17 protein-coding genes are annotated in these 18,744 nt (G+C 69.8%); 11 read left to right on the forward strand and 6 right to left on the reverse strand.

Going from position 1 to position 18,744, the window contains the following annotated elements; genetic code table 11:
- Nucleotides 1-4: 4 nt before the first annotated feature.
- Nucleotides 5-532, reverse strand: a complete 528-nt coding sequence (locus ACQEVG_RS20335) for a sugar transferase (RefSeq protein WP_432985982.1) — start codon at nucleotides 530-532, stop codon at nucleotides 5-7.
- A 273-nt stretch (nucleotides 533-805) separates the two neighbouring features.
- Here ACQEVG_RS20335 and dnaK point away from each other — a divergent pair, with 273 nt between their 5' ends.
- The 4 genes from dnaK (at nucleotide 806) to ACQEVG_RS20355 (ending at nucleotide 5,012) form a co-directional block, all read left to right on the forward strand.
- Nucleotides 806-2,656: a molecular chaperone DnaK gene (gene dnaK, locus ACQEVG_RS20340; RefSeq protein WP_432985984.1), complete on the forward strand. Its 1,851-nt coding sequence runs from the start codon at nucleotides 806-808 to the stop codon at nucleotides 2,654-2,656.
- On the forward strand, nucleotides 2,653-3,297 hold the full coding sequence (gene grpE / locus ACQEVG_RS20345) for a nucleotide exchange factor GrpE (RefSeq protein ID WP_432985986.1): 645 nt from the start codon (nucleotides 2,653-2,655) through the stop codon (nucleotides 3,295-3,297). Before dnaK ends, grpE begins: the two co-directional genes overlap by 4 nt.
- Before the next feature lie 76 nt (nucleotides 3,298-3,373).
- Entirely contained in the window at nucleotides 3,374-4,558 is a 1,185-nt protein-coding gene (dnaJ, locus tag ACQEVG_RS20350) for a molecular chaperone DnaJ (RefSeq protein WP_432985988.1), read from the forward strand.
- 1 nt (nucleotide 4,559) lies between these two features.
- Nucleotides 4,560-5,012, forward strand: a complete 453-nt coding sequence (locus tag ACQEVG_RS20355; RefSeq protein ID WP_432985990.1) for a heat shock protein transcriptional repressor HspR — start codon at nucleotides 4,560-4,562, stop codon at nucleotides 5,010-5,012.
- A 118-nt stretch (nucleotides 5,013-5,130) separates the two neighbouring features.
- Here ACQEVG_RS20355 and ACQEVG_RS20360 read toward each other — a convergent pair whose 3' ends face one another.
- Together ACQEVG_RS20360 and ACQEVG_RS20365 are read right to left on the reverse strand one after the other, a co-directional pair.
- Nucleotides 5,131-5,766: a GAP family protein gene (locus ACQEVG_RS20360; protein WP_432985992.1), complete on the reverse strand. Its 636-nt coding sequence runs from the start codon at nucleotides 5,764-5,766 to the stop codon at nucleotides 5,131-5,133.
- Between the two features lie 363 nt (nucleotides 5,767-6,129).
- The gene (locus ACQEVG_RS20365) at nucleotides 6,130-7,113 is read right to left on the reverse strand and encodes a helix-turn-helix transcriptional regulator (RefSeq protein WP_432985994.1); all 984 of its coding nucleotides are present in this window, start codon (nucleotides 7,111-7,113) and stop codon (nucleotides 6,130-6,132) included.
- Between the two features lie 389 nt (nucleotides 7,114-7,502).
- Here ACQEVG_RS20365 and ACQEVG_RS20370 point away from each other — a divergent pair, with 389 nt between their 5' ends.
- Entirely contained in the window at nucleotides 7,503-7,820 is a 318-nt protein-coding gene (locus ACQEVG_RS20370; RefSeq protein ID WP_327325022.1) for a (2Fe-2S)-binding protein, read from the forward strand.
- Between the two features lie 121 nt (nucleotides 7,821-7,941).
- Here the strand turns inward: ACQEVG_RS20370 and ACQEVG_RS20375 are convergent, their stop codons facing one another.
- Nucleotides 7,942-8,346, reverse strand: coding sequence for a pyridoxamine 5'-phosphate oxidase family protein (locus ACQEVG_RS20375; protein ID WP_432985997.1), 405 nt, complete (start codon nucleotides 8,344-8,346; stop codon nucleotides 7,942-7,944).
- A 119-nt stretch (nucleotides 8,347-8,465) separates the two neighbouring features.
- On the opposite strand from ACQEVG_RS20375, the gene clpB reads away from it, so the two are divergent.
- Both clpB and ACQEVG_RS20385 read left to right on the forward strand, forming a co-directional pair.
- Nucleotides 8,466-11,048 carry an ATP-dependent chaperone ClpB gene (gene clpB, locus ACQEVG_RS20380; protein WP_432985999.1) on the forward strand — a complete coding sequence of 861 codons (2,583 nt, stop codon included), beginning with the start codon at nucleotides 8,466-8,468 and terminating at the stop codon, nucleotides 11,046-11,048.
- A gap of 632 nt (nucleotides 11,049-11,680) precedes the next feature.
- Entirely contained in the window at nucleotides 11,681-12,229 is a 549-nt protein-coding gene (locus ACQEVG_RS20385; RefSeq protein WP_432986001.1) for a YbjN domain-containing protein, read from the forward strand.
- 8 nt (nucleotides 12,230-12,237) lie between these two features.
- On the opposite strand, the gene ACQEVG_RS20390 is transcribed toward ACQEVG_RS20385, so the two are convergent.
- On the reverse strand, nucleotides 12,238-13,458 hold the full coding sequence (locus ACQEVG_RS20390; RefSeq protein ID WP_432986003.1) for a glycosyltransferase family 39 protein: 1,221 nt from the start codon (nucleotides 13,456-13,458) through the stop codon (nucleotides 12,238-12,240).
- Between the two features lie 109 nt (nucleotides 13,459-13,567).
- Complete coding sequence (locus ACQEVG_RS20395; RefSeq protein WP_432986005.1) at nucleotides 13,568-14,767, reverse strand: pyridoxal phosphate-dependent aminotransferase; 1,200 nt, start codon at nucleotides 14,765-14,767, stop codon at nucleotides 13,568-13,570.
- A 137-nt stretch (nucleotides 14,768-14,904) separates the two neighbouring features.
- Here ACQEVG_RS20395 and ACQEVG_RS20400 point away from each other — a divergent pair, with 137 nt between their 5' ends.
- The 4 genes from ACQEVG_RS20400 to ACQEVG_RS20415 all read left to right on the forward strand — a co-directional run bounded on the left by ACQEVG_RS20400 (nucleotide 14,905) and on the right by ACQEVG_RS20415 (nucleotide 18,744).
- Nucleotides 14,905-15,171 carry a hypothetical protein gene (locus ACQEVG_RS20400; RefSeq protein ID WP_432986007.1) on the forward strand — a complete coding sequence of 89 codons (267 nt, stop codon included), beginning with the start codon at nucleotides 14,905-14,907 and terminating at the stop codon, nucleotides 15,169-15,171.
- Between the two features lie 329 nt (nucleotides 15,172-15,500).
- Complete coding sequence (locus ACQEVG_RS20405) at nucleotides 15,501-16,058, forward strand: DUF2617 family protein (protein ID WP_432986009.1); 558 nt, start codon at nucleotides 15,501-15,503, stop codon at nucleotides 16,056-16,058.
- Between the two features lie 50 nt (nucleotides 16,059-16,108).
- Nucleotides 16,109-17,701 (forward strand): polyamine aminopropyltransferase, encoded by a 1,593-nt coding sequence (locus ACQEVG_RS20410; protein ID WP_432986011.1) that lies wholly within the window; start codon nucleotides 16,109-16,111, stop codon nucleotides 17,699-17,701.
- A gap of 41 nt (nucleotides 17,702-17,742) precedes the next feature.
- The gene (locus ACQEVG_RS20415) at nucleotides 17,743-18,744 is read left to right on the forward strand and encodes an SRPBCC domain-containing protein (RefSeq protein ID WP_432986013.1); all 1,002 of its coding nucleotides are present in this window, start codon (nucleotides 17,743-17,745) and stop codon (nucleotides 18,742-18,744) included.

The following is an 18,744-nucleotide window of genomic DNA, read 5'->3' on the forward strand; positions in this document are numbered from 1 at the left end:
TCGCTCAGGCAAGCCTGACCGGACAGGGCGCCCGGCGTCCGGCCGCGGCCGTAGGGAGGGTGCGGGCCAGGATAAGTAGGTCCAGTCCCAGCCAGTGTTGCTCGACATAGTGCAGATCGAGTACCGCCATCTCCTCCCAGGGCAGCTCCGAACGGCCGCTGATCTGCCACAGGCCGGTCATCCCGGGGCGTACGCCGAGCCGGGCGCGGCCCGCGCAGCCGGCTTCCTCGGGGTCCTCGGGTGGCAGTGGGCGAGGGCCCACGAGCGACATCTCGCCACGCACCACATTGATCAGCTGCGGCAGCTGGTCCAGGAAGTGGCGGCGCAGCAGCCGCCCGACGGGTGAGACCGGTGTCGTACGGAAGGTCAGTATCGCAAACCTGGATCCGCCGAGGCCCGTCCGCTCCCGGTGGGTCAGGACCGAGCCCCGGGTGGTGGCCGCGACGGCGGCCGTGAGGGCGAGCAGCAGGGGGGACAGGAGCAGCAGCAGGACCAGACTGCCCGTCAGGTCGACGGCTCGCTTTGCAGGCATGGACGCACGCCCTTCGTCGCGACCTTCGTCACGGCTGTCATTCATTGACCGTTTTTTGCGGCTATGACTCTCTCAGACGGACGCCGCTGCCGACCGTTGCGCCACGCGTGCGTAGCAGGTTCGGCCCAGGTCCGGGGTGGTGTCCGGAGGGCAGGGTGCAGGTAAGTGCTGGATAAAAGTTGAGCGGGGTAGACTCAGCTCCGTTGACGCCCTGGACTCGGTCGTGCATCCTTGAGCCAGATCCACTCAAGTCAGTCTGCTGGAGGAATTGAAATGGCACGTGCGGTCGGCATCGACCTGGGCACGACTAACTCCGTCGTCAGCGTTCTGGAGGGCGGCGAGCCCACCGTCATCACCAACGCCGAGGGTGCCAGGACCACGCCGTCCGTCGTCGCCTTCGCGAAGAACGGTGAGGTGCTGGTCGGCGAGGTGGCGAAGCGTCAGGCGGTCACCAACGTCGACAGGACCATCCGGTCGGTCAAGCGCCACATGGGCACCGACTGGAAGATCGAGCTCGACGGGAAGACCTTCAACCCGCAGCAGATGAGCGCCTTCATCCTGCAGAAGCTGAAGCGCGACGCGGAGTCCTACCTCGGCGAGAAGGTCACCGACGCGGTGATCACCGTCCCGGCGTACTTCAACGACTCCGAGCGCCAGGCCACCAAGGAGGCCGGTGAGATCGCCGGTCTGAACGTCCTGCGCATTGTCAACGAGCCGACTGCGGCCGCCCTGGCCTACGGCCTCGACAAGGACGACCAGACGATTCTCGTCTTCGACCTCGGTGGCGGCACCTTCGACGTCTCGCTGCTGGAGATCGGCGACGGCGTCGTCGAGGTGAAGGCCACCAACGGCGACAACCACCTCGGTGGTGACGACTGGGACCAGCGTGTCGTCGACTACCTGGTGAAGCAGTTCGCCAACGGACACGGCGTGGACCTGTCCAAGGACAAGATGGCTCTCCAGCGTCTCCGCGAGGCCGCGGAGAAGGCGAAGATCGAGCTGTCGTCCTCGACCGAGACCACGATCAACCTGCCGTACATCACGGCCTCCGCCGAGGGCCCGCTGCACCTGGACGAGAAGCTCACGCGCGCCCAGTTCCAGCAGCTCACCGCGGACCTCCTGGAGCGCTGCAAGACCCCGTTCCACAACGTCATCAAGGACGCCGGCATCCAGCTGTCCGAGATCGACCACGTGGTTCTGGTCGGCGGCTCCACCCGCATGCCCGCCGTCGCCGAGCTCGTCAAGGAGCTGACCGGCGGCAAGGACGCCAACAAGGGTGTGAACCCGGACGAGGTCGTCGCCATCGGCGCGGCCCTCCAGGCCGGTGTCCTCAAGGGTGAGGTCAAGGACGTCCTGCTCCTCGACGTGACCCCGCTGTCCCTCGGTATCGAGACCAAGGGCGGCATCATGACCAAGCTCATCGAGCGCAACACCACGATCCCGACCAAGCGGTCCGAGATCTTCACCACGGCCGAGGACAACCAGCCGTCCGTGCAGATCCAGGTCTACCAGGGCGAGCGCGAGATCGCGGCGTACAACAAGAAGCTCGGGATGTTCGAGCTGACCGGTCTGCCGCTCGGCCCCCGCGGGGTCCCGCAGATCGAGGTCGCCTTCGACATCGACGCCAACGGCATCATGCACGTGACCGCGAAGGACCTCGGCACGGGCAAGGAGCAGAAGATGACCGTCACCGGCGGCTCCTCGCTGCCGAAGGACGAGGTCGACCGGATGCGCCAGGAGGCCGAGCAGTACGCGGACGAGGACCACCGCCGCCGTGAGGCCGCGGAGTCCCGCAACCAGGGCGAGCAGCTCGTCTACCAGACCGAGAAGTTCCTCAAGGACAACGAGGACAAGGTTCCCGGCGAGGTGAAGACCGAGGTCGAGACCGCGGTCGGCGAGCTGAAGGAGAAGCTCAAGGGCGAGGACACCGCCGAGATCCGCACGGCCACCGAGAAGCTCGCGGCGGTCAGCCAGAAGCTCGGCCAGGCGATGTACGCCAACGCCACGCCCGACGGCGCCGAGGCCCCGGCCGGCGAGCAGGCCCAGTCCGCGGACAACGCGGAGGACGTCGTGGACGCCGAGATCGTGGACGACGAGAAGGACGCCAAGGGTGGTGCAGCGTGACCGAGGAGACCCCGGGCTTCGAGGAGAAGCCCGACGTCCCCTCCGGCGCCACCTCTGACGACGCCGCCGAGTCCGCCGAGTCCTCCACGAAGGAGGGCCCGGCGGCCCCGGCAGGGGACGCAGCCAAGCTCGCCGGTCTGACGGCTCAGCTGGACCAGATCCGTACGGCGCTCAACGAGCGCACGGCGGACCTCCAGCGGCTCCAGGCCGAGTACCAGAACTACCGACGTCGGGTGGAGCGCGACCGGATCACGGTCAAGGAGATCGCCACGGCGAATCTGCTGACCGAGCTCCTGCCCGTGCTCGACGACATCGGTCGCGCCCGTGACCACGGGGAGCTGGTGGGCGGGTTCAAGTCGGTGGCCGAGTCCCTGGAGACCGCGGCCGCCAAGATGGGCCTGCAGCAGTTCGGCAAGGAGGGCGAGCCCTTCGACCCGACGATCCACGAAGCCCTGATGCACTCGTACGCACCGGATGTCACCGAGACCACGTGCGTCGCGGTCCTTCAGCCGGGGTATCGCATCGGCGAGCGGACCATCCGCCCCGCGCGGGTCGCGGTGGCCGAGCCCCAGCCGGGCGCGGCCCCGAAGGAAGAGACGGCGAACGACGAGGAGAGCGGTGGCCCGGAGGAGGGTGCGTGACCTGGTTCCGCGCGCGCGGAGCCGGGGCAGGCACCCTACGGGCTGACGCAAGGATTGTCCGAGAGGAGGGATGTCGATGAGCACGAAGGACTTCGTCGAGAAGGACTACTACAAGGTTCTCGGCGTCCCCAAGGACGCCACCGAGGCCGAGATCAAGAAGGCGTACCGGAAGCTCGCCCGCGAGTTCCACCCGGACGCCAACAAGGGCGACGCCAAGGCCGAAGAGCGGTTCAAGGAGATCTCCGAGGCGAACGACATCCTCGGTGACCCCAAGCGGCGCAAGGAGTACGACGAGGCCCGCGCCCTCTTCGGCAACGGCGGCTTCCGTGCCGGTCCCGGCGGCCCCGGCGGCTCCTTCAACTTCGACCTGGGCGACCTCTTCGGGGGCGGCCAGGCCGGCGGTACGCAGGGTGGCGCGGGTGGTTTCGGCGGCGGTCTCGGCGATGTGTTCGGCGGACTGTTCAACCGTGGCGCCGGCCCGGGTACGCGTACCCAGCCGCGGCGCGGCCAGGACATCGAGTCCGAGGTGACGCTCAGCTTCACCGAGGCGATCGAAGGGGCCACGGTCCCGCTGCGAATGTCCAGCTCCGCTGCGTGCAAGGCCTGTTCGGGCACCGGCGACAGAAACGGTACGCCTCGGGTGTGCCCGACCTGTCTCGGCACCGGCCAGGTCTCGCGCGGCGGCAGCGGCTCCTTCTCGCTCACCGACCCGTGCGTGGACTGCAAGGGCCGCGGTCTGATCGCGCAGGACCCCTGCGAGGTCTGCAAGGGCAGCGGGCGCGCCCGCTCGTCCAGGACCATGCAGGTCCGCATCCCCGCGGGTGTCTCCGACAGCCAGCGGATCCGGCTGCGCGGCAAGGGTGCCCCGGGCGAACGGGGCGGCCCGGCGGGCGACTTGTATGTCGTCGTGCATGTCGACGCCCACCCCGTCTTCGGCCGCAAGGGCGACAATCTCACCGTCACCGTGCCCGTCACCTACGCGGAGGCGGCGCTCGGCGGCGAGGTGAAGGTGCCGACCCTGGGCGGTCCGCCGGTCACGCTGAAGCTGCCGGCCGGTACGCCCAACGGCCGTACGATGCGTGCCCGCGGCAAGGGCGCGGTCCGCAAGGACGGCACCCGCGGGGACCTGCTGGTCACCGTCGAGGTCGCCGTACCCACGGAGCTCACTGAGAAGGCGAAGGAAGCGCTGGAGGCCTACCGCGAAGCCACCGCGGCCGAGGACCCGCGGGCCGAGCTGTTCCAGGCCGCGAAGGGAGCATGAGATGGATGGCCGAACCGGACGCAGCCGCAATCCCTACGAACTGACCGAAGAGTCGCCGGTGTACGTCATCTCGGTGGCGGCTCAGCTCTCCGGCCTGCATCCGCAGACGCTTCGGCAGTACGACAGGCTGGGTCTGGTATCCCCCGACCGCACCGCGGGACGGGGCCGGCGCTACTCCGCGCGCGACATCGAACTGCTGCGCACCGTCCAGCAGTTGTCGCAGGACGAGGGCATCAACCTGGCCGGAATCAAGCGCATCATCGAACTGGAGAACCAGGTCGCGGCGCTTCAGCAGCGGGTGGCGGAGCTGTCGTCGGCGGTCGAGGGAGCGGCGGCGGCGATGCAGCAGCGCGAGGCCCAGGTGCACGCGTCCTACCGGCGCGATCTGGTGCCGTACCAGGATGTGCAGCAGGCGAGCGCGCTGGTGGTCTGGCGGCCCAAGCGGTCTGAATAGGACAGGACTGCGGGGCTGACGGGGCCGGAGATGTTCTGTTCCGGCCCCTGATGTCCGCCCCTCGTCTGTCCCTTCGGCCTCTGCGGGGATCGGTTTGTCTGTCCCTTGTGGGGATCGGTCAGCCTTCGGAGAGGATGAGGGCGATGAAGATCCCGCAGGCGATGATGCTGATGAGCCAGCTGTGGGTGTTCATCCACTCGCGCACCCTCGGCATGACGCGCGCTGCCTTCTTGCCGAACAGCAGGAGCGCCAGTAGGGGCAATGCCGCGATGAGGACCGTCAGCCCGATGAAGCCCAGCGCCTCGCCCAGGTTGGCGTGGTGCTGCTGCAGATGAATCCCGACGGTCAGCAGGACCATGAGGTCGGAGGGCATCAGCAGAATCAGCAGCACGCCGACGGTGAACGCCTTCCTCGGCCCGGCCGTCATCAAGGAGTTCAGCCACTTCGGCGGCTCGGCCGTCTTGCGCCCCAGCCAGTTCTTCGCCGCTGCGAACACCAGCAGGCCGATGAGTACGTACTGAATGATGTGCCCGGCCGAGCCCTTGTCGGACGGATGGCCCGTGTCGACGGCCTTGCCCAGGAGCGCGGCGACACCCCGCATGACGGCCACCCCGGTGGTGGTCGCGAGGGCGATACCCGCAAGGAACGCCAGTGACGACCGGACCGCTCTCGGCGCGGTGACGAAGATGATCGCCGACATGATCTGCGGCCCCACCATCATGGTGAAGGCGAGCGGAAGGATCCTCAGGTCCATGCTCGACCGCCGGTGCCGGGCCGTACGCCGCCGCACCCGGTGCGGGATCCTCTCCTCGGCTTGTCAGCCCTCCGGGCGCAGCGCCTCACGGGTGGTCCCGGACGCCGAGAGCGTCGCCGGTTCGCCCACGCTGCTCCCGCGCCATCGCACTCCTCCTGCCCTTCGGTCGTCCCGTGCCTGCACACCGGACGCTGCGTAGTCCTTCAAGGCTGCCCAGAGGGTGAGAGATGTGCCATTTGAGCAGGGAGTGAATGAATCTCCCGGCGACGCGTCCTTCCGGGTGACACGGACCCGAGGCGGCAGCCGCTGCCCCGGCGTGTCGGCGGACGCCGGGGCGGTGGAATCAGGTCGTCTGCGCGGAGCTCAGGACTCGTGCTCCAGCACCCCCGACTGGGCGATCAGATAGCCCAGTTGGGTCCGGCTGCCACTGCCCAGCGAAGAGCCGAGCTTGGCGATATGGGCGCGGCAGGTGCGCACATTCATCCCCAGCCGGCGGGCGATGGCCTCGTCCACATGGCCCTCGACCAGGAGCTTGGCGATGGAGCGCTGGACGCCTGTGATGCCGTCCAGGTCCGGGCCGTACGAGATCGGCTCCTCCCACGGGATGCCGTGCAGCCAGAACTGCTCGAAGACGCCGACGAGATACTCGACGATGCCCTTGTGCCGCAACTCCAGGGCGGACAAACGGTCGCTGCTCGCCGGAATGAACGCCACTTTCCGGTCGATGATGATCAGCCGGTCGATGATCTCCTCCAGCGTGCGCACCTCCACGCCGGACGGGCCGACCTTCTCCATGTAGGCCAGCGTTGCCGGGTGGTGGCGGGCCGTGTGCTGGTAGAGCGTGCGCATGCGGACGCCGCGGTCGATCAGCGGCTCCACGCGGCGCAGCGCCTTCTCCAGGATGTGCGGCTGCCGCCCGCTCCCGGGCTGCACCGTGAGAAGCTCCTCGGTGCAATCTGCGGTGACCTGGTCAAGGGTTGTGTTGATGCGGTTGAGGCCCTCGAGGACGGTAATCCCCTGTGGGACGGTGGAGTTCTGAGCGGTGAACGCCATGAATGGCTCAAGTGCATCGGTCAGAGCGACAGTTCGTCGTCGACGCTCTTGGATCTCCCGCTCAATGGGGTGTATCAGCTGTGTCAGCGCAGTGGTTGGCGGGACAGGCCGGAGCCACTGAGCGTCGTCGGGATCCGGAAGCAGCAGGGCGAGATCGAAGAGGCAGGGTGTGGGTTCTGCCTCTGACCGGGCTATTCGCCCGGTGCGCAGTGCGGTGATGTAAAGAATTTTCCCCGCCTCGCACAGCTCACCGTCTGCGTGAGGGTGTCCCGTTTCGCCCTCATTAGATGGCATATGCACCCCCTCAGGCTCCTGCATTACAGGAACATGATGCCTGCCGTCGCTGGTGCAAGCGTTCGGAGTGAGACATCGTCTTATGCGCGGGGGAGGAGGAATGATCAAAAGAGGTGGAGATCACCCATGTCTAGGACGCTACGTGCTCTTTGTGCTCTTGCCATAGCGGCGGCCGCGCTAGGTGCGGTGGCCTCCGGTGAGCCCTCCTGGGGGAGCTCTCCCGCCAACTCGGTGACGGCGACCCCTGGTGAGCCTTCCTGGGGCAGCCTCGTTTCCGCGGATGGTGTGGCGGAATCGCCCGGTGAGCCTTCATGGGGTGTCGCTCCGGCTGACGCCGCGAGCACGCCTGGTGAGCCCTCCTGGGGTGCCGCTCCGGCCCGCACGAGCGCATGACCGTTCCACCGGACGACCGGGTCTTCCGGCGTGAGATGGCTACGGCTTATCGATCGGGGTGGCATTTCATCGACCTCGTCACGGCAATCCCCCACCGTGGCGACTCGTTGATGGTCACCCTCTTCGGAGAGCCGATCGTCGTGGCGCGCGAGGAGGACGAAGACGTCCGCGCGTATCGGTGCCTTCGCCGGCCCCGAGGAGCACCGCAGCCCGTCCGCTGTGCCATCCGGTACGGCATGATTTTTGTCAATCTTGACCAGCGGGACCACCAGTTGGTCGAGCCAGACACCACCGCCACCCCCCGCAGTGCCTGAGCGGTTCCCCCGTCGTTGTAAATCGCTCAGGTGCTTCCCCCACACAGCGGCGCCATCGTGGACCTGAAACACGATGGCGCCGCTGTGCTTTCCGGGTACGGGAGCCGCGTACGGCCCCTTTCTACGCCCGGCCCATCGCGCGGGTCAGCGTGATCTCGATGAGTACCCGGTCCGGGTTGGGTGCCGGGGTGCGCCCGTAGCGCTCCGCGTAGCGCCCCACCGCGTCCGCGATGAGCTCCGGCTCCGTACGCACCCTCGCCCGCCCCTCCAGGGTCGCCCAGCGGCCCTTGTCCACCTGGCAGACCGCGACCGGCGCCCCGTCCGGGCCCGCGGCCAGGATGTTGGCGACCTTGTGGCTGTGCTTGTTGGTGATGACGCGAGCGAAACCGCCCTCCGGGTCGTATGTGACGCCGACCGCCACGACGTGTGGTGTGCCGTCCACACGAGGAGTCGTGAGGGTGCACATGTGGTACTCGCGCCAGAAGCCGAGGTAGGACGCGTCGGGGTGCCGCGGGTCGATGGCCATGCTGTGGAACCTACCGGCGGCGGCTGTCCGTCACGAGCTTGAGTGAAATAGACTCAACTTTGTGTACGTTGGATGAGTCATAGCAGTGTAGGTACTGCGGACGAGGAGGAGAGCCGCACGTGGACGCAGAGCTGACCAACAAGAGCAGTGACGCCATCAACGCCGCCAGCACCCGGGCGGTGTCCGCAGGACATCCCGATCTGACCCCTGCGCATCTGCTGCTCGCGCTGCTCGAGGGCGCGGACAACGAGAACATCACCGATCTGCTGGCCGCCGTCGAGGCCGACCAGGCTGCCGTGCGGTCCGGGGCCGAGCGGGTGCTGGCCGGGCAGCCCAGCGTGACCGGATCCACGGTCGCGCCGCCACAGCCCAACCGGGAGCTGCTCACCGTCATCGCGGACGCCACCCAGCGGGCCAAGGAGCTGGGCGACGACTACATCTCCACCGAGCACCTCCTCATCGGCATCGCCGCCAAGGGCGGACAGGCCGGCGAGGTGCTGGCCCAGCAGGGGGCCACGGCGAAGAAGCTGCTGGACGCTTTCGAGACGGTAAGGGGAGGACGCCGGGTGACCACTCCCGACCCCGAGGGGCAGTACAAGGCACTGGAGAAGTTCGGTACGGACTTCACCGCCGCGGCCCGTGAGGGCAGGCTCGACCCGGTCATCGGCCGGGACCAGGAGATCCGCCGGGTCGTCCAGGTGCTCTCCCGTCGTACGAAGAACAACCCCGTGCTCATCGGCGAGCCCGGCGTCGGCAAGACCGCCGTCGTCGAGGGCCTGGCCCAGCGCATCGTCAAGGGCGATGTGCCCGAGTCGCTGAAGAACAAGCGGCTCGTCGCGCTCGACCTGGGCGCGATGGTCGCAGGTGCGAAGTACCGCGGTGAATTCGAGGAGCGGCTGAAGACCGTCCTCTCCGAGATCAAGGCGAGCGACGGCCAGATCATCACCTTCATCGACGAGCTGCACACCGTCGTGGGCGCGGGCGCCGGCGGCGACTCCGCGATGGACGCGGGCAACATGCTCAAGCCGATGCTGGCGCGCGGCGAGCTGCGCATGGTCGGTGCGACGACGCTCGACGAGTACCGCGAGCGGATCGAGAAGGACGCGGCGCTGGAGCGCCGTTTCCAGCAGGTGCTGGTCTCCGAGCCGAGCGTCGAGGACACGATCGCGATCCTGCGCGGCCTCAAGGGGCGGTACGAGGCCCACCACAAGGTCCAGATCGCCGACAACGCGCTGGTCGCCGCGGCGAGCCTGTCCGACCGGTACATCACCTCGCGCTTCCTGCCCGACAAGGCGATCGACCTCGTGGACGAGGCCGCGTCCCGGCTGCGCATGGAGATCGACTCCTCGCCGGTCGAGATCGACGAACTGCAGCGCGCTGTCGACCGGTTGAAGATGGAGGAGCTCGCGCTCAAGAACGAGTCCGACCCCGGCTCCAAGCAGCGGCTGGAGAAGCTGCGCCGCGACCTCGCCGACAAGGAGGAGGAGCTGCGGGGCCTGACCGCGCGCTGGGAGAAGGAGAAGGAAGGTCTCAACCGCGTCGGTGAGCTGAAGGAGAAGCTCGACGAGCTGCGCGGCCAGGCGGAGCGCGCACAGCGGGACGGTGACTTCGACACCGCGTCCAAGCTGCTGTACGGCGAGATCCCCACGCTGGAGCGGGAGTTGGAGGAGGCCTCCGAGGCCGAGCAGGAAGCGGCCAGGGACACGATGGTCAAGGAGGAGGTCGGCCCCGACGACATCGCGGACGTGGTGGCCTCCTGGACGGGCATTCCGGCCGGCCGGCTGCTCGAGGGCGAGACGCAGAAGCTGCTGCGGATGGAGTCCGAACTCGGCAAGCGGCTGATCGGCCAGAGCGAGGCGGTCGGGGCGGTGTCCGACGCGGTGCGCCGCACGCGGGCGGGCATCGCGGACCCGGACCGTCCGACGGGCTCGTTCCTCTTCCTCGGCCCGACGGGTGTCGGCAAGACCGAACTGGCCAAGGCGCTCGCGGACTTCCTCTTCGACGACGAGCGGGCGATGGTCCGCATCGACATGTCCGAGTACGGCGAGAAGCACTCCGTGGCCCGGCTGGTGGGTGCGCCTCCCGGGTACGTCGGCTACGAGGAGGGCGGCCAGCTGACAGAGGCGGTGCGCCGGCGTCCGTACTCCGTGGTCCTCCTGGACGAGGTCGAGAAGGCCCACCCCGAGGTCTTCGACGTCTTGCTGCAGGTGCTGGACGACGGGCGCCTGACGGACGGCCAGGGCCGGACGGTGGACTTCCGCAACACCATCCTGGTGCTGACGTCGAACCTGGGCAGCCAGTATCTGGTCGAGCCGCTGACCAGCGAGGAGGTGAAGAAGCAGCAGGTCCTCGAAGTGGTGCGGGCCTCCTTCAAGCCGGAGTTCCTCAACCGCCTGGACGATCTGGTGGTCTTCTCCGCCCTGTCCAAGGACGAGCTGGCGCATATCGCGAAGCTCCAGATCGGCCGCCTGGCGAAGCGGCTGGCGGAGCGCCGCCTCACGCTGGACGTCACCCCGGCGGCGCTGGAATGGCTGGCGGAAGAGGGCAACGACCCGGCGTACGGAGCACGCCCCCTGCGCCGCCTCGTGCAGACAGCGATCGGCGACCGCCTGGCGAAGGAAATCCTGGCGGGCGAGGTCACGGACGGCGACACGGTACGGGTGGACCGCTTCGGCGACGACTTGATCGTGGGCCGGGCGTAAGTCCCGGACCGGGGCGCGGGCGGTCGCGGTGGGCCGGGTCTGCGGGGTGGGCCGGTTCAGCGGGGCGCGGGCGGTCGCGGTGGGCCGGTTCAGCGGGGCGCGGGTTCCGTGGGTTCGCCCGCGAAACCCGGCACCGGCAGCAACCACCAACGCCCCCGGGTCCACGCCCACCACGACCGCGGTACTGGCCCCGTCGGGCTCGTCCCCTCCCCGGGTGGACGCGCTCGGCTGCGGCCCCTGCCGCGATCGGGCCTGGCCTCCGCGCCGCGAGGCCGGTGGATGTGGGCAAGGGTCCGCGCGCCACGAAGCCGGCGCTCCCGGAGTACGGCGGGCGGGTCTCCCCGCCGCGAGCCGGCGCTCCGGCGGTACGGAGCCTGGTCCCTGCGCCGCGAAGCCGGCGCTCCCAGGGGGTGGGGGCGTCAGCCCCTACGTACCTCCACCTCCCAGGGGGCCTGGGGGCTCGCCCCCAGTTCCGGGAAGGGGCGGGGTGGGGGAACAGGCCCGCCCGCACCCCCCGCGTCCCCCCAACGGCCGGATCATGTCAGCCCGCAGCGGATCGCCGCCGTCAGGGCTTGCCAGCCCCCGCCCGCCATGGGAGAGGATGGCAAGAACCGTACGAAGGGAAATCCACGGTGACCATCGATCCGTCCTCGATTCCGAATTTCGGGGGCCAGCCCCAGCCTCAGGCCGCAGGACCGGCGGGCCCCGTCGTTCCCGACCAGGACCTGGTCAAGCAGCTCCTCGACCAGATGGAGCTGAAGTACGTCGTCGACGACGAGGGCGACCTCGCGGCGCCGTGGGAGGAATTCCGCACGTACTTCATGTTCCGCGGCGAGGAGGACCAGCAGGTCTTCTCGGTGCGCACGTTCTACGACCGGCCGCACGCCGTCGAGGACCGGCCCAAGCTCCTCGACGCGATCGACGACTGGAACCGCCGCACCCTGTGGCCGAAGGTCTACACGCACCTCCACGACGAGGAGGAGGACGGTCCCGTCACCATCCGCCTCATCGGTGAGGCGCAGATGCTGATCGGCACGGGCGTCAGCCTGGAGCACTTCGTGTCGTCGACCGTCAGCTGGGTCCGCGCCGCGATCGAGTTCGACAAGTGGCTCGCCGAGCAGCTCGGTCTGGAGACCGCCGACGAGACGCCCGCGGACGAGAAGCCCGCCGACGACGCCTGAGCACATGCCTAGAGCGCGATCGGGGACAGCGTCAGCAGGTATGCCCCGTACGCGAACGAAAGCCCGGCCAGCGCGGCGGTCACCACGACCGCCGCCCTCGGCCGGGCTTTCGCCAAAGCGCGGGCCAGCGGGAGCAGCAGCGGGAAGGCCGGCAGCAGAAAGCGCGGCTTGGACTCGAAGAAGCCGGAGCCGCCGAGCGTGATCAGCACCAGCACCGCCGTGTAGACGAGCAGTGCCGCGGGCGGCCGCTCCAGCGTGAACAGGGCGAACAGCAGCACCGCCGCCACGACGACCAGCAGCGCGACCATCAGCGCGATCAGCGAGGGCCGCAGCACCATCGCCCGTACCACTTTCAGCGCCCCGATCCCGAAGTCGAACCGCGAGGTCCAGCCACGCTGCACGGCGAAATAGCCGCCCAGCGGATCGCCCGTACGGAAGCCGACCTCGAGCACATAACCGCACCAGCCGAGCGGGGCCAGCGCCGCGCCGGTCCAGATCCGCCGGTTCGCGCGGGCGCTCTCGCCCCGCCGGTATGCCGTGAACAGTTCGTACGCCGCCACCACCAGCACCGCGGCGGCCACCGCGATCCCATTGGGCCGCGACAGACCGGCGAGCAGGGCCAGCGCACCCGCCGACACCCAGTGCCGGGTCAGCAGCGCGTACAGCGACCAGGCGGCGAAGGCGGTGAGCACGGGCTCGGTGTACGCCATGGACAGCACGATCGAGTGCGGCAGCAGGCCCCACAGCAGAACCAGCACGGTCGCCGTGCGCCGCCCGTGCAGCCGTTCCACGACGGCGTAGATGCCCCAGGCGGCCGCGCCCGCCGCGGTCCACGAGATGACAAGCCCGGCCGTTCCGCTCGTCACCGGCAGCACCGTCGTGCCGGCGCGCACCAGCGCCGGGTAGAGCGGGAAGAACGCCAGATCGCTCTGGACCGTGCCGTCGGGCCAGTGGAGCGTGCGGCCGTAGCCGTGCTCGGCGATCAGCATGTACCAGTCCGAGTCCCAGGCGCGGGCGATGATCGCCCGCGGTGAGCGCCCGATGTGCCACGACCAGCCCGCCATCACCAGCAGCCCGGTCAGCCGTGCCACCGCGAACAGCCCCAGCGCGGGGGCGGCCCGCAGCAGCGCGGCGCGCCAGCGGGGGACGGGCCGGGCACTGGCCGCAGCGGCACGGTCGACGGTCTCGGCGGACAGAGGACACCTCCGGGCGGCACACGAGTCGGTCAACCCGACCATGAGCGGCGAGAGCCCCGCATGCGAGCGCCGACCAGCCGACAGGGCCGGGTTCCTACCCGGTCGGCTGAAAGGCCGCGTGTCACCCGTGACAGCCGGGGCGTCAGCCGCTAGCGAGCCCCTTGAGGCGCGTCACCGCCTCCTCCAGCACCGTTTCGCGCTTGCAGAAGGCGAACCGAACGAACGGCGCGCCCTGTTCGCGGTGGTCGTAGAAGACCGCGTTCGGGATTGCCACCACCTGGCACCGCTGCGGCAGCGCGCGGCAGAAGGCGAAGCCGTCGTCCTCGCCCACGGACCTGATGTCGGTGGTGACGAAGTACGTACCGGCCGGGAGGTAGACCTCGAAACCGGCGTCCGCGAGACCCGCGCTCAGCAGATCGCGCTTGGCGCGCAGATCGTCTCGCAGACCGTCGAAGTACGTCTGCGGCAGCCGCAGCGCTTCCGCGACCGCGTACTGGAAGGGCCCCGCCGACACATAGGTCAGGAACTGCTTCGCCGAGCGGACCGCCGTCACCAGCTCGGGGGACGCCGTCACCCAGCCGACCTTCCAGCCGGTGAACGAGAAGGTCTTGCCCGCCGACGAGATGCTGACCGTGCGCTCCCGCATCCCGGGGAAGGCCGCGATCGGCACATGCTCGCCGTCGAAGACCAGATGCTCGTAGACCTCGTCGGTGACGACCAGCAGATCACGTTCGACGGCGAGCTCGGCGATCGCGGCGAGCTCGTCGCGGGTGAGCACCGTGCCGGTCGGGTTGTGCGGCGTGTTCAGCAGGATCAGTCGCGTCCGGTCGGTGACCGCGTCCCGCAGCTCGTCGAGGTCGAGGTGGTACGCACCCTCGCGCGGACGCAGGGTCACCGGGACGCGGCTGCCGCCCGCCATCGCGATGCAGGCGGCGTACGAGTCGTAGTACGGCTCCAGTGCGATGACCTCGTCGCCCGGCTCCACCAGCGCCAGCAGCGTGGCCGCGATCGCCTCGGTCGCGCCCGCCGTGACCAGCACCTCGGTGTCGGGGTCGTACGGCAGCGAGTAGCGCTGCCTCTGGTGGTCGGCGATCGCGGTGCGCAGCTCGGGGACGCCGGGCCCAGGCGGGTACTGATTGCCGCGGCCGTCGCGCAGCGCCCGTACCGCAGCCTCCCTGACCTCTTCGGGGCCGTCGGTGTCGGGGAAGCCCTGGCCGAGGTTGATCGACCCGGTCGCTGCGGCCAGCGCCGACATCTCCGCGAAGATCGTCGTGCCGAATTCCGCCAGCCGGCGGTTGAGCAGCGGTCGTGGTCCCGGTTCGCGTGCAGTCATGGTCGCCATCCTGGGCCGAAGCTCTGGAGTTGCTCAAGTCTGCTTTGGGTCCGTGGGGCCGGGGGCATCCCCCTCTCACGCAAGAAGCGGTCACGCAAAGACGCGGGGGGCTCGCTTCGGGGGAACGAGAGAGGACGGTGAGCGCAGTGGCAGCTTTCATCGGGATTGTGATCGTGCTGTTCGTGGTGGTCGTGGTCGTCGCGATGGCGTCCGCCTCCGGCCGCGACAAGCGCGTCAAGGGGAGCCGCCGGGGCACGGCCGGCAGCAGTAGCGCGGGCAGCTGGTGGGCCGGCGGCGGTGACTCGGGCGGCTCCTCGGGCGGGAGTGGCCACCATTCCTGCGGTGGTGGTTCTTCCTGCGGGGGCGGCTCGTCCTGTGGCGGCGGGGGAGGATGCGGTGGCGGAGGCAGCTGACACGGGGCAGCTGGTCCGCGACCACTGAAGGCACCTGGCGGGTGAACTCCCGCCGGGTGCCTCCTTGTTGATGTCCATCGCGGTACTTTTTGGTTGAACAGTTGAACCCTGAGGCCCCCGACGGGATGAAACGACTGCAAGTTGGGTAAAAAGGCTGTGGGCGTCGCGCAGTTCATGATTCCCTCGCTGTTGGAACCTGTAGGAACCATCCAGCCCTCGGACCTGATGTGGACCCGAGCAGGGCGTTCCCCGGATTTTCTTCAACTCCCCTCAGGGGCGCCCCCGGTCCACGTGTCCTCCCGCCGAAGCGTGTTTTGCGGAGCCGACCCATGCTCACGACCCTCCATACCGCGTATACCGACACCCGCGCCGACGATCTCGCCTGGGCGCTGGGTCGGGAGCCGCTCCCCGCCCTGGCCGTCCTCGACCTCGAACTGTCCGGAGCGAAGCTGCAGTTGCGACTGCTGGGCGCCTCCCATCAGGTGCTCCTTGAGGAGAAGCAGGGCAACTGCTCAGAGACCGTCGCCTGCATGTCCGGCTCCAGCACGCCGCTGCCGCTCGGCGTCGCCAAGCGGCTCGGCGACTGGGAGTACGAGTTCGCGGCGCGCGTCGAGACGCTCTCGAACCGCTCGTTCGCGGGCCGGGCACAGGAGTTGCTCGCGCTGGTCGCCGACCATCCGCTGGGTCTCGCCGGAACGTTTCCGGGCTCCCCGCACGCTTTCACGGCGATGCTGGCTCAGCGTCTGGACGGACAGGTGCGCTGGCGTACCTGGCATGCGTATCCGCAGGAGGGCCGTCTTGTCGTCACCCGTACGCGGGTCGGTAGCGTCCTCCCCTCCGGCTCGCGGCAGGCTGAGGCGCCCTCAGGCGTCCGCGTCGTAGTTTGAACCCTTGTGGGTGACAGGAAGCATGTAATCCCTGACGTAGCGTAACGAATATGATCGATCGGCAGCAGACTTCACCGCCTCCGTACGTGGTGCGGCTGCCCGTGCGCCCCGACGCCGGCCGGTATCTGGTGCTGACGGCGGTCTTCGTCTGCGCCGCCTGCGGATTGGTGTACGAGCTCGAACTGGTCGCCCTCGCCTCGTACTTGATCGGCGACTCCGTCACGCAGGCGTCCGTCGTGCTGTCCGTGATGGTCTTCGCGATGGGCATCGGCTCGCTCCTCGCGAAGCGGCTGCGCTGCCGGCCCGCGGTCGGATTCGGCCTGCTGGAGACGGCACTTGCCCTGGTCGGCGGCTGCTCGGCGCTGGTGCTGTACGCCGCGTTCGCCTGGATCGGCGAATCCCGGTTCGTGCTGGTGGGCTTCTCCCTCGCGATCGGGGTGCTGATCGGCGCGGAGATCCCGCTGCTGATGTCGCTGATCCAGCGCATCTCGCGGCGCGACGCGGAGGGCACGGTCGCGGATCTGTTCGCCGCGGACTATGTGGGCGCGCTGGTGGGCGGCCTCGCCTTTCCGTTCCTGCTGCTGCCGTGGCTGGGGCAGTTGACCGGCGCGCTGCTGACGGGCGCCGTCAATGCGGCGGCGGGCGGCTCGCTCGTGCTGTGGCTGTTCCGGCGGGATCTGACAGGGCGTTGGCGCGCGGGGCTGCTGGTCGCCAATGTGACGGTGCTCGCGGTGCTGGCGACCGCGACCGTGCTGGTCGACGACTTCGAGCGGGCCGCGCGCACGGCGGTGTACGGGGACCAGGTGCGGGTCGCCGTACATACCGGTGTCCAGGAAGTCGTGCTCACCGGTGGGCGGTCGGGGCCGCTGGACCTGTTCCTGGACGGGCGGCTGCGGGTCAGCGGGCGCGACGAGCACCGCTACCACGAGGCGCTGGTCCACCCGGCGATGCGGGGGCGGCATGCGCGGGTGCTGATCCTGGGCGGGGGTGACGGGCTGGCGGCGCGGGAGGTGCTGCGCTATCCGGACGTCGAGTCGGTGACCGTCGTCGAGCTGGACCCGGGGGTCGTGCGGCTGGCACAGACGGATCCGGCGCTTGCCGTGCTGAACCGGTATGCGTATCGCGACCGGCGGGTGCGGGTGGTCACGGCGGACGCCTTCACCTGGCTGCGGGAGCCCAGGGGGACGTACGACGTGGTGATCTCGGATCTGCCGGATCCGGGCATCACAGCGAGCACAAAGCTGTACTCGCAGGAGTTCTACGGACTCGCGGCGCGGGTCCTCGCGGACGGCGGCCGGCTGGCGGTGCACGCGGGGCCGCTGGCCTCTCGGCCGCGGACGTACTGGACGGTCGACGCGACGCTGCGGGCGGCGGGGTTCGGCACCCGTCCGTACCGCGCCACCGGCCGCCTGGCCGGGCCTGCGGGCCCGGACCGTTCCACCGGCACGGCGTCCGCGCCGGACGACTGGGGTTTCCTGCTCGCCGCGCCGGGTCGGCTGCCGGACCTCGCGCTCGCGCCCGGCGCACCTCCGCTGCCGACGCTGGACGCGGCGGTGCTGGCGGAGGCGTCGTGGGGCGCGGAGCGTACCCGGCGGGTGGGTCTGCCGGCGTCGACTCTGGTGCACCCGCGCTACAGCGACTGAAACGCAGACGTGGGCGTCCGGCCTGAGTAGGCTCGGCTCCCATGGAGCATGAGGTGTTCGTTCCGGTTGCGGCAGAGACCGTCCGACAGGCCCTGAGGGACCCCGCGCGGGTCGCGCGCTGCGTGCCGGGCCTCCAACAGGACGCGGACGCGTCGGCGGGGCCGCTCTCGGGCCGCCTGAAGCTCCGGATCGGCGGTCACACGATCACCTACCGCGGCACCTTGCGCATCGTGGAACAGGGCGAGGTCTTCGCGGTGGAGGGCGAGGGCGTGGAGGCACGCGGCTCGGGCTCGGCGAAGGTGGCGCTGACCGTCGGCCTGAAGCCGGCGGAAGGCGGCACGACGCTGACGTTCACGGGAACGGCACGGTCGGAGGGCCGGCTGTCGGAGCTGGAGCCGGCAACGACGGAAGCCGCGGCCCGCAGACTCCTGGACCGCGCGGCGGAGCGCCTGTCCCAGGCCGCGGCGGCGTCTGACGACGCGGGTGCGGGTCAGCCCGGGGCCGGGGACGCCGTTGCGGCCGGCGACGCGAAGGGCGTGGACGACGCCGTTGCGTCCGGCGACGCCGAGGCGGCAGATACGAACCGGTCCGACGGGGTGGACTCCGACGACGCGCGCGGGGGCCTGCCCGCTGCCGCTGACGTCGGCGCAGACGCGGCGGATACGCCCCCGTCCGCGGACCCGGGCGCCGCCGAGCGCCCCGACGCGGCGCAGCCCATCGCCGACGACGCCGAGGACGCGGATGGCAGCGAGTCGGCCGCGTCCGTGTTTGACGCGCCCGTGCCCGCGCCCTCGTTGGATCCGCTGGCCGACGCCGATTTCGGCGCGGACGAGCCGCCCGCCGAAGCCGCCCACGCGCGGCGGACCATGATCGGGCGCAGTGCCGAGGAGGTCGATCACGCGCCGCCGCGGGGGCGTTACGCGCCCGTGCCCGCGCCCGACGCCGGGTCCGCCAGCGCCACCCTGCGCTGGATCGCACCCGCCGCCGCTCTCGCGCTCGCCTCCGCCGTGGTTGTCGGACGCGTGCTTCGCCGCCGTAAGTAG

Origin of the sequence: Streptomyces sp. CA-135486, from assembly GCF_050936555.1 — a bacterium.
Classification (GTDB): domain Bacteria; phylum Actinomycetota; class Actinomycetes; order Streptomycetales; family Streptomycetaceae; genus Streptomyces.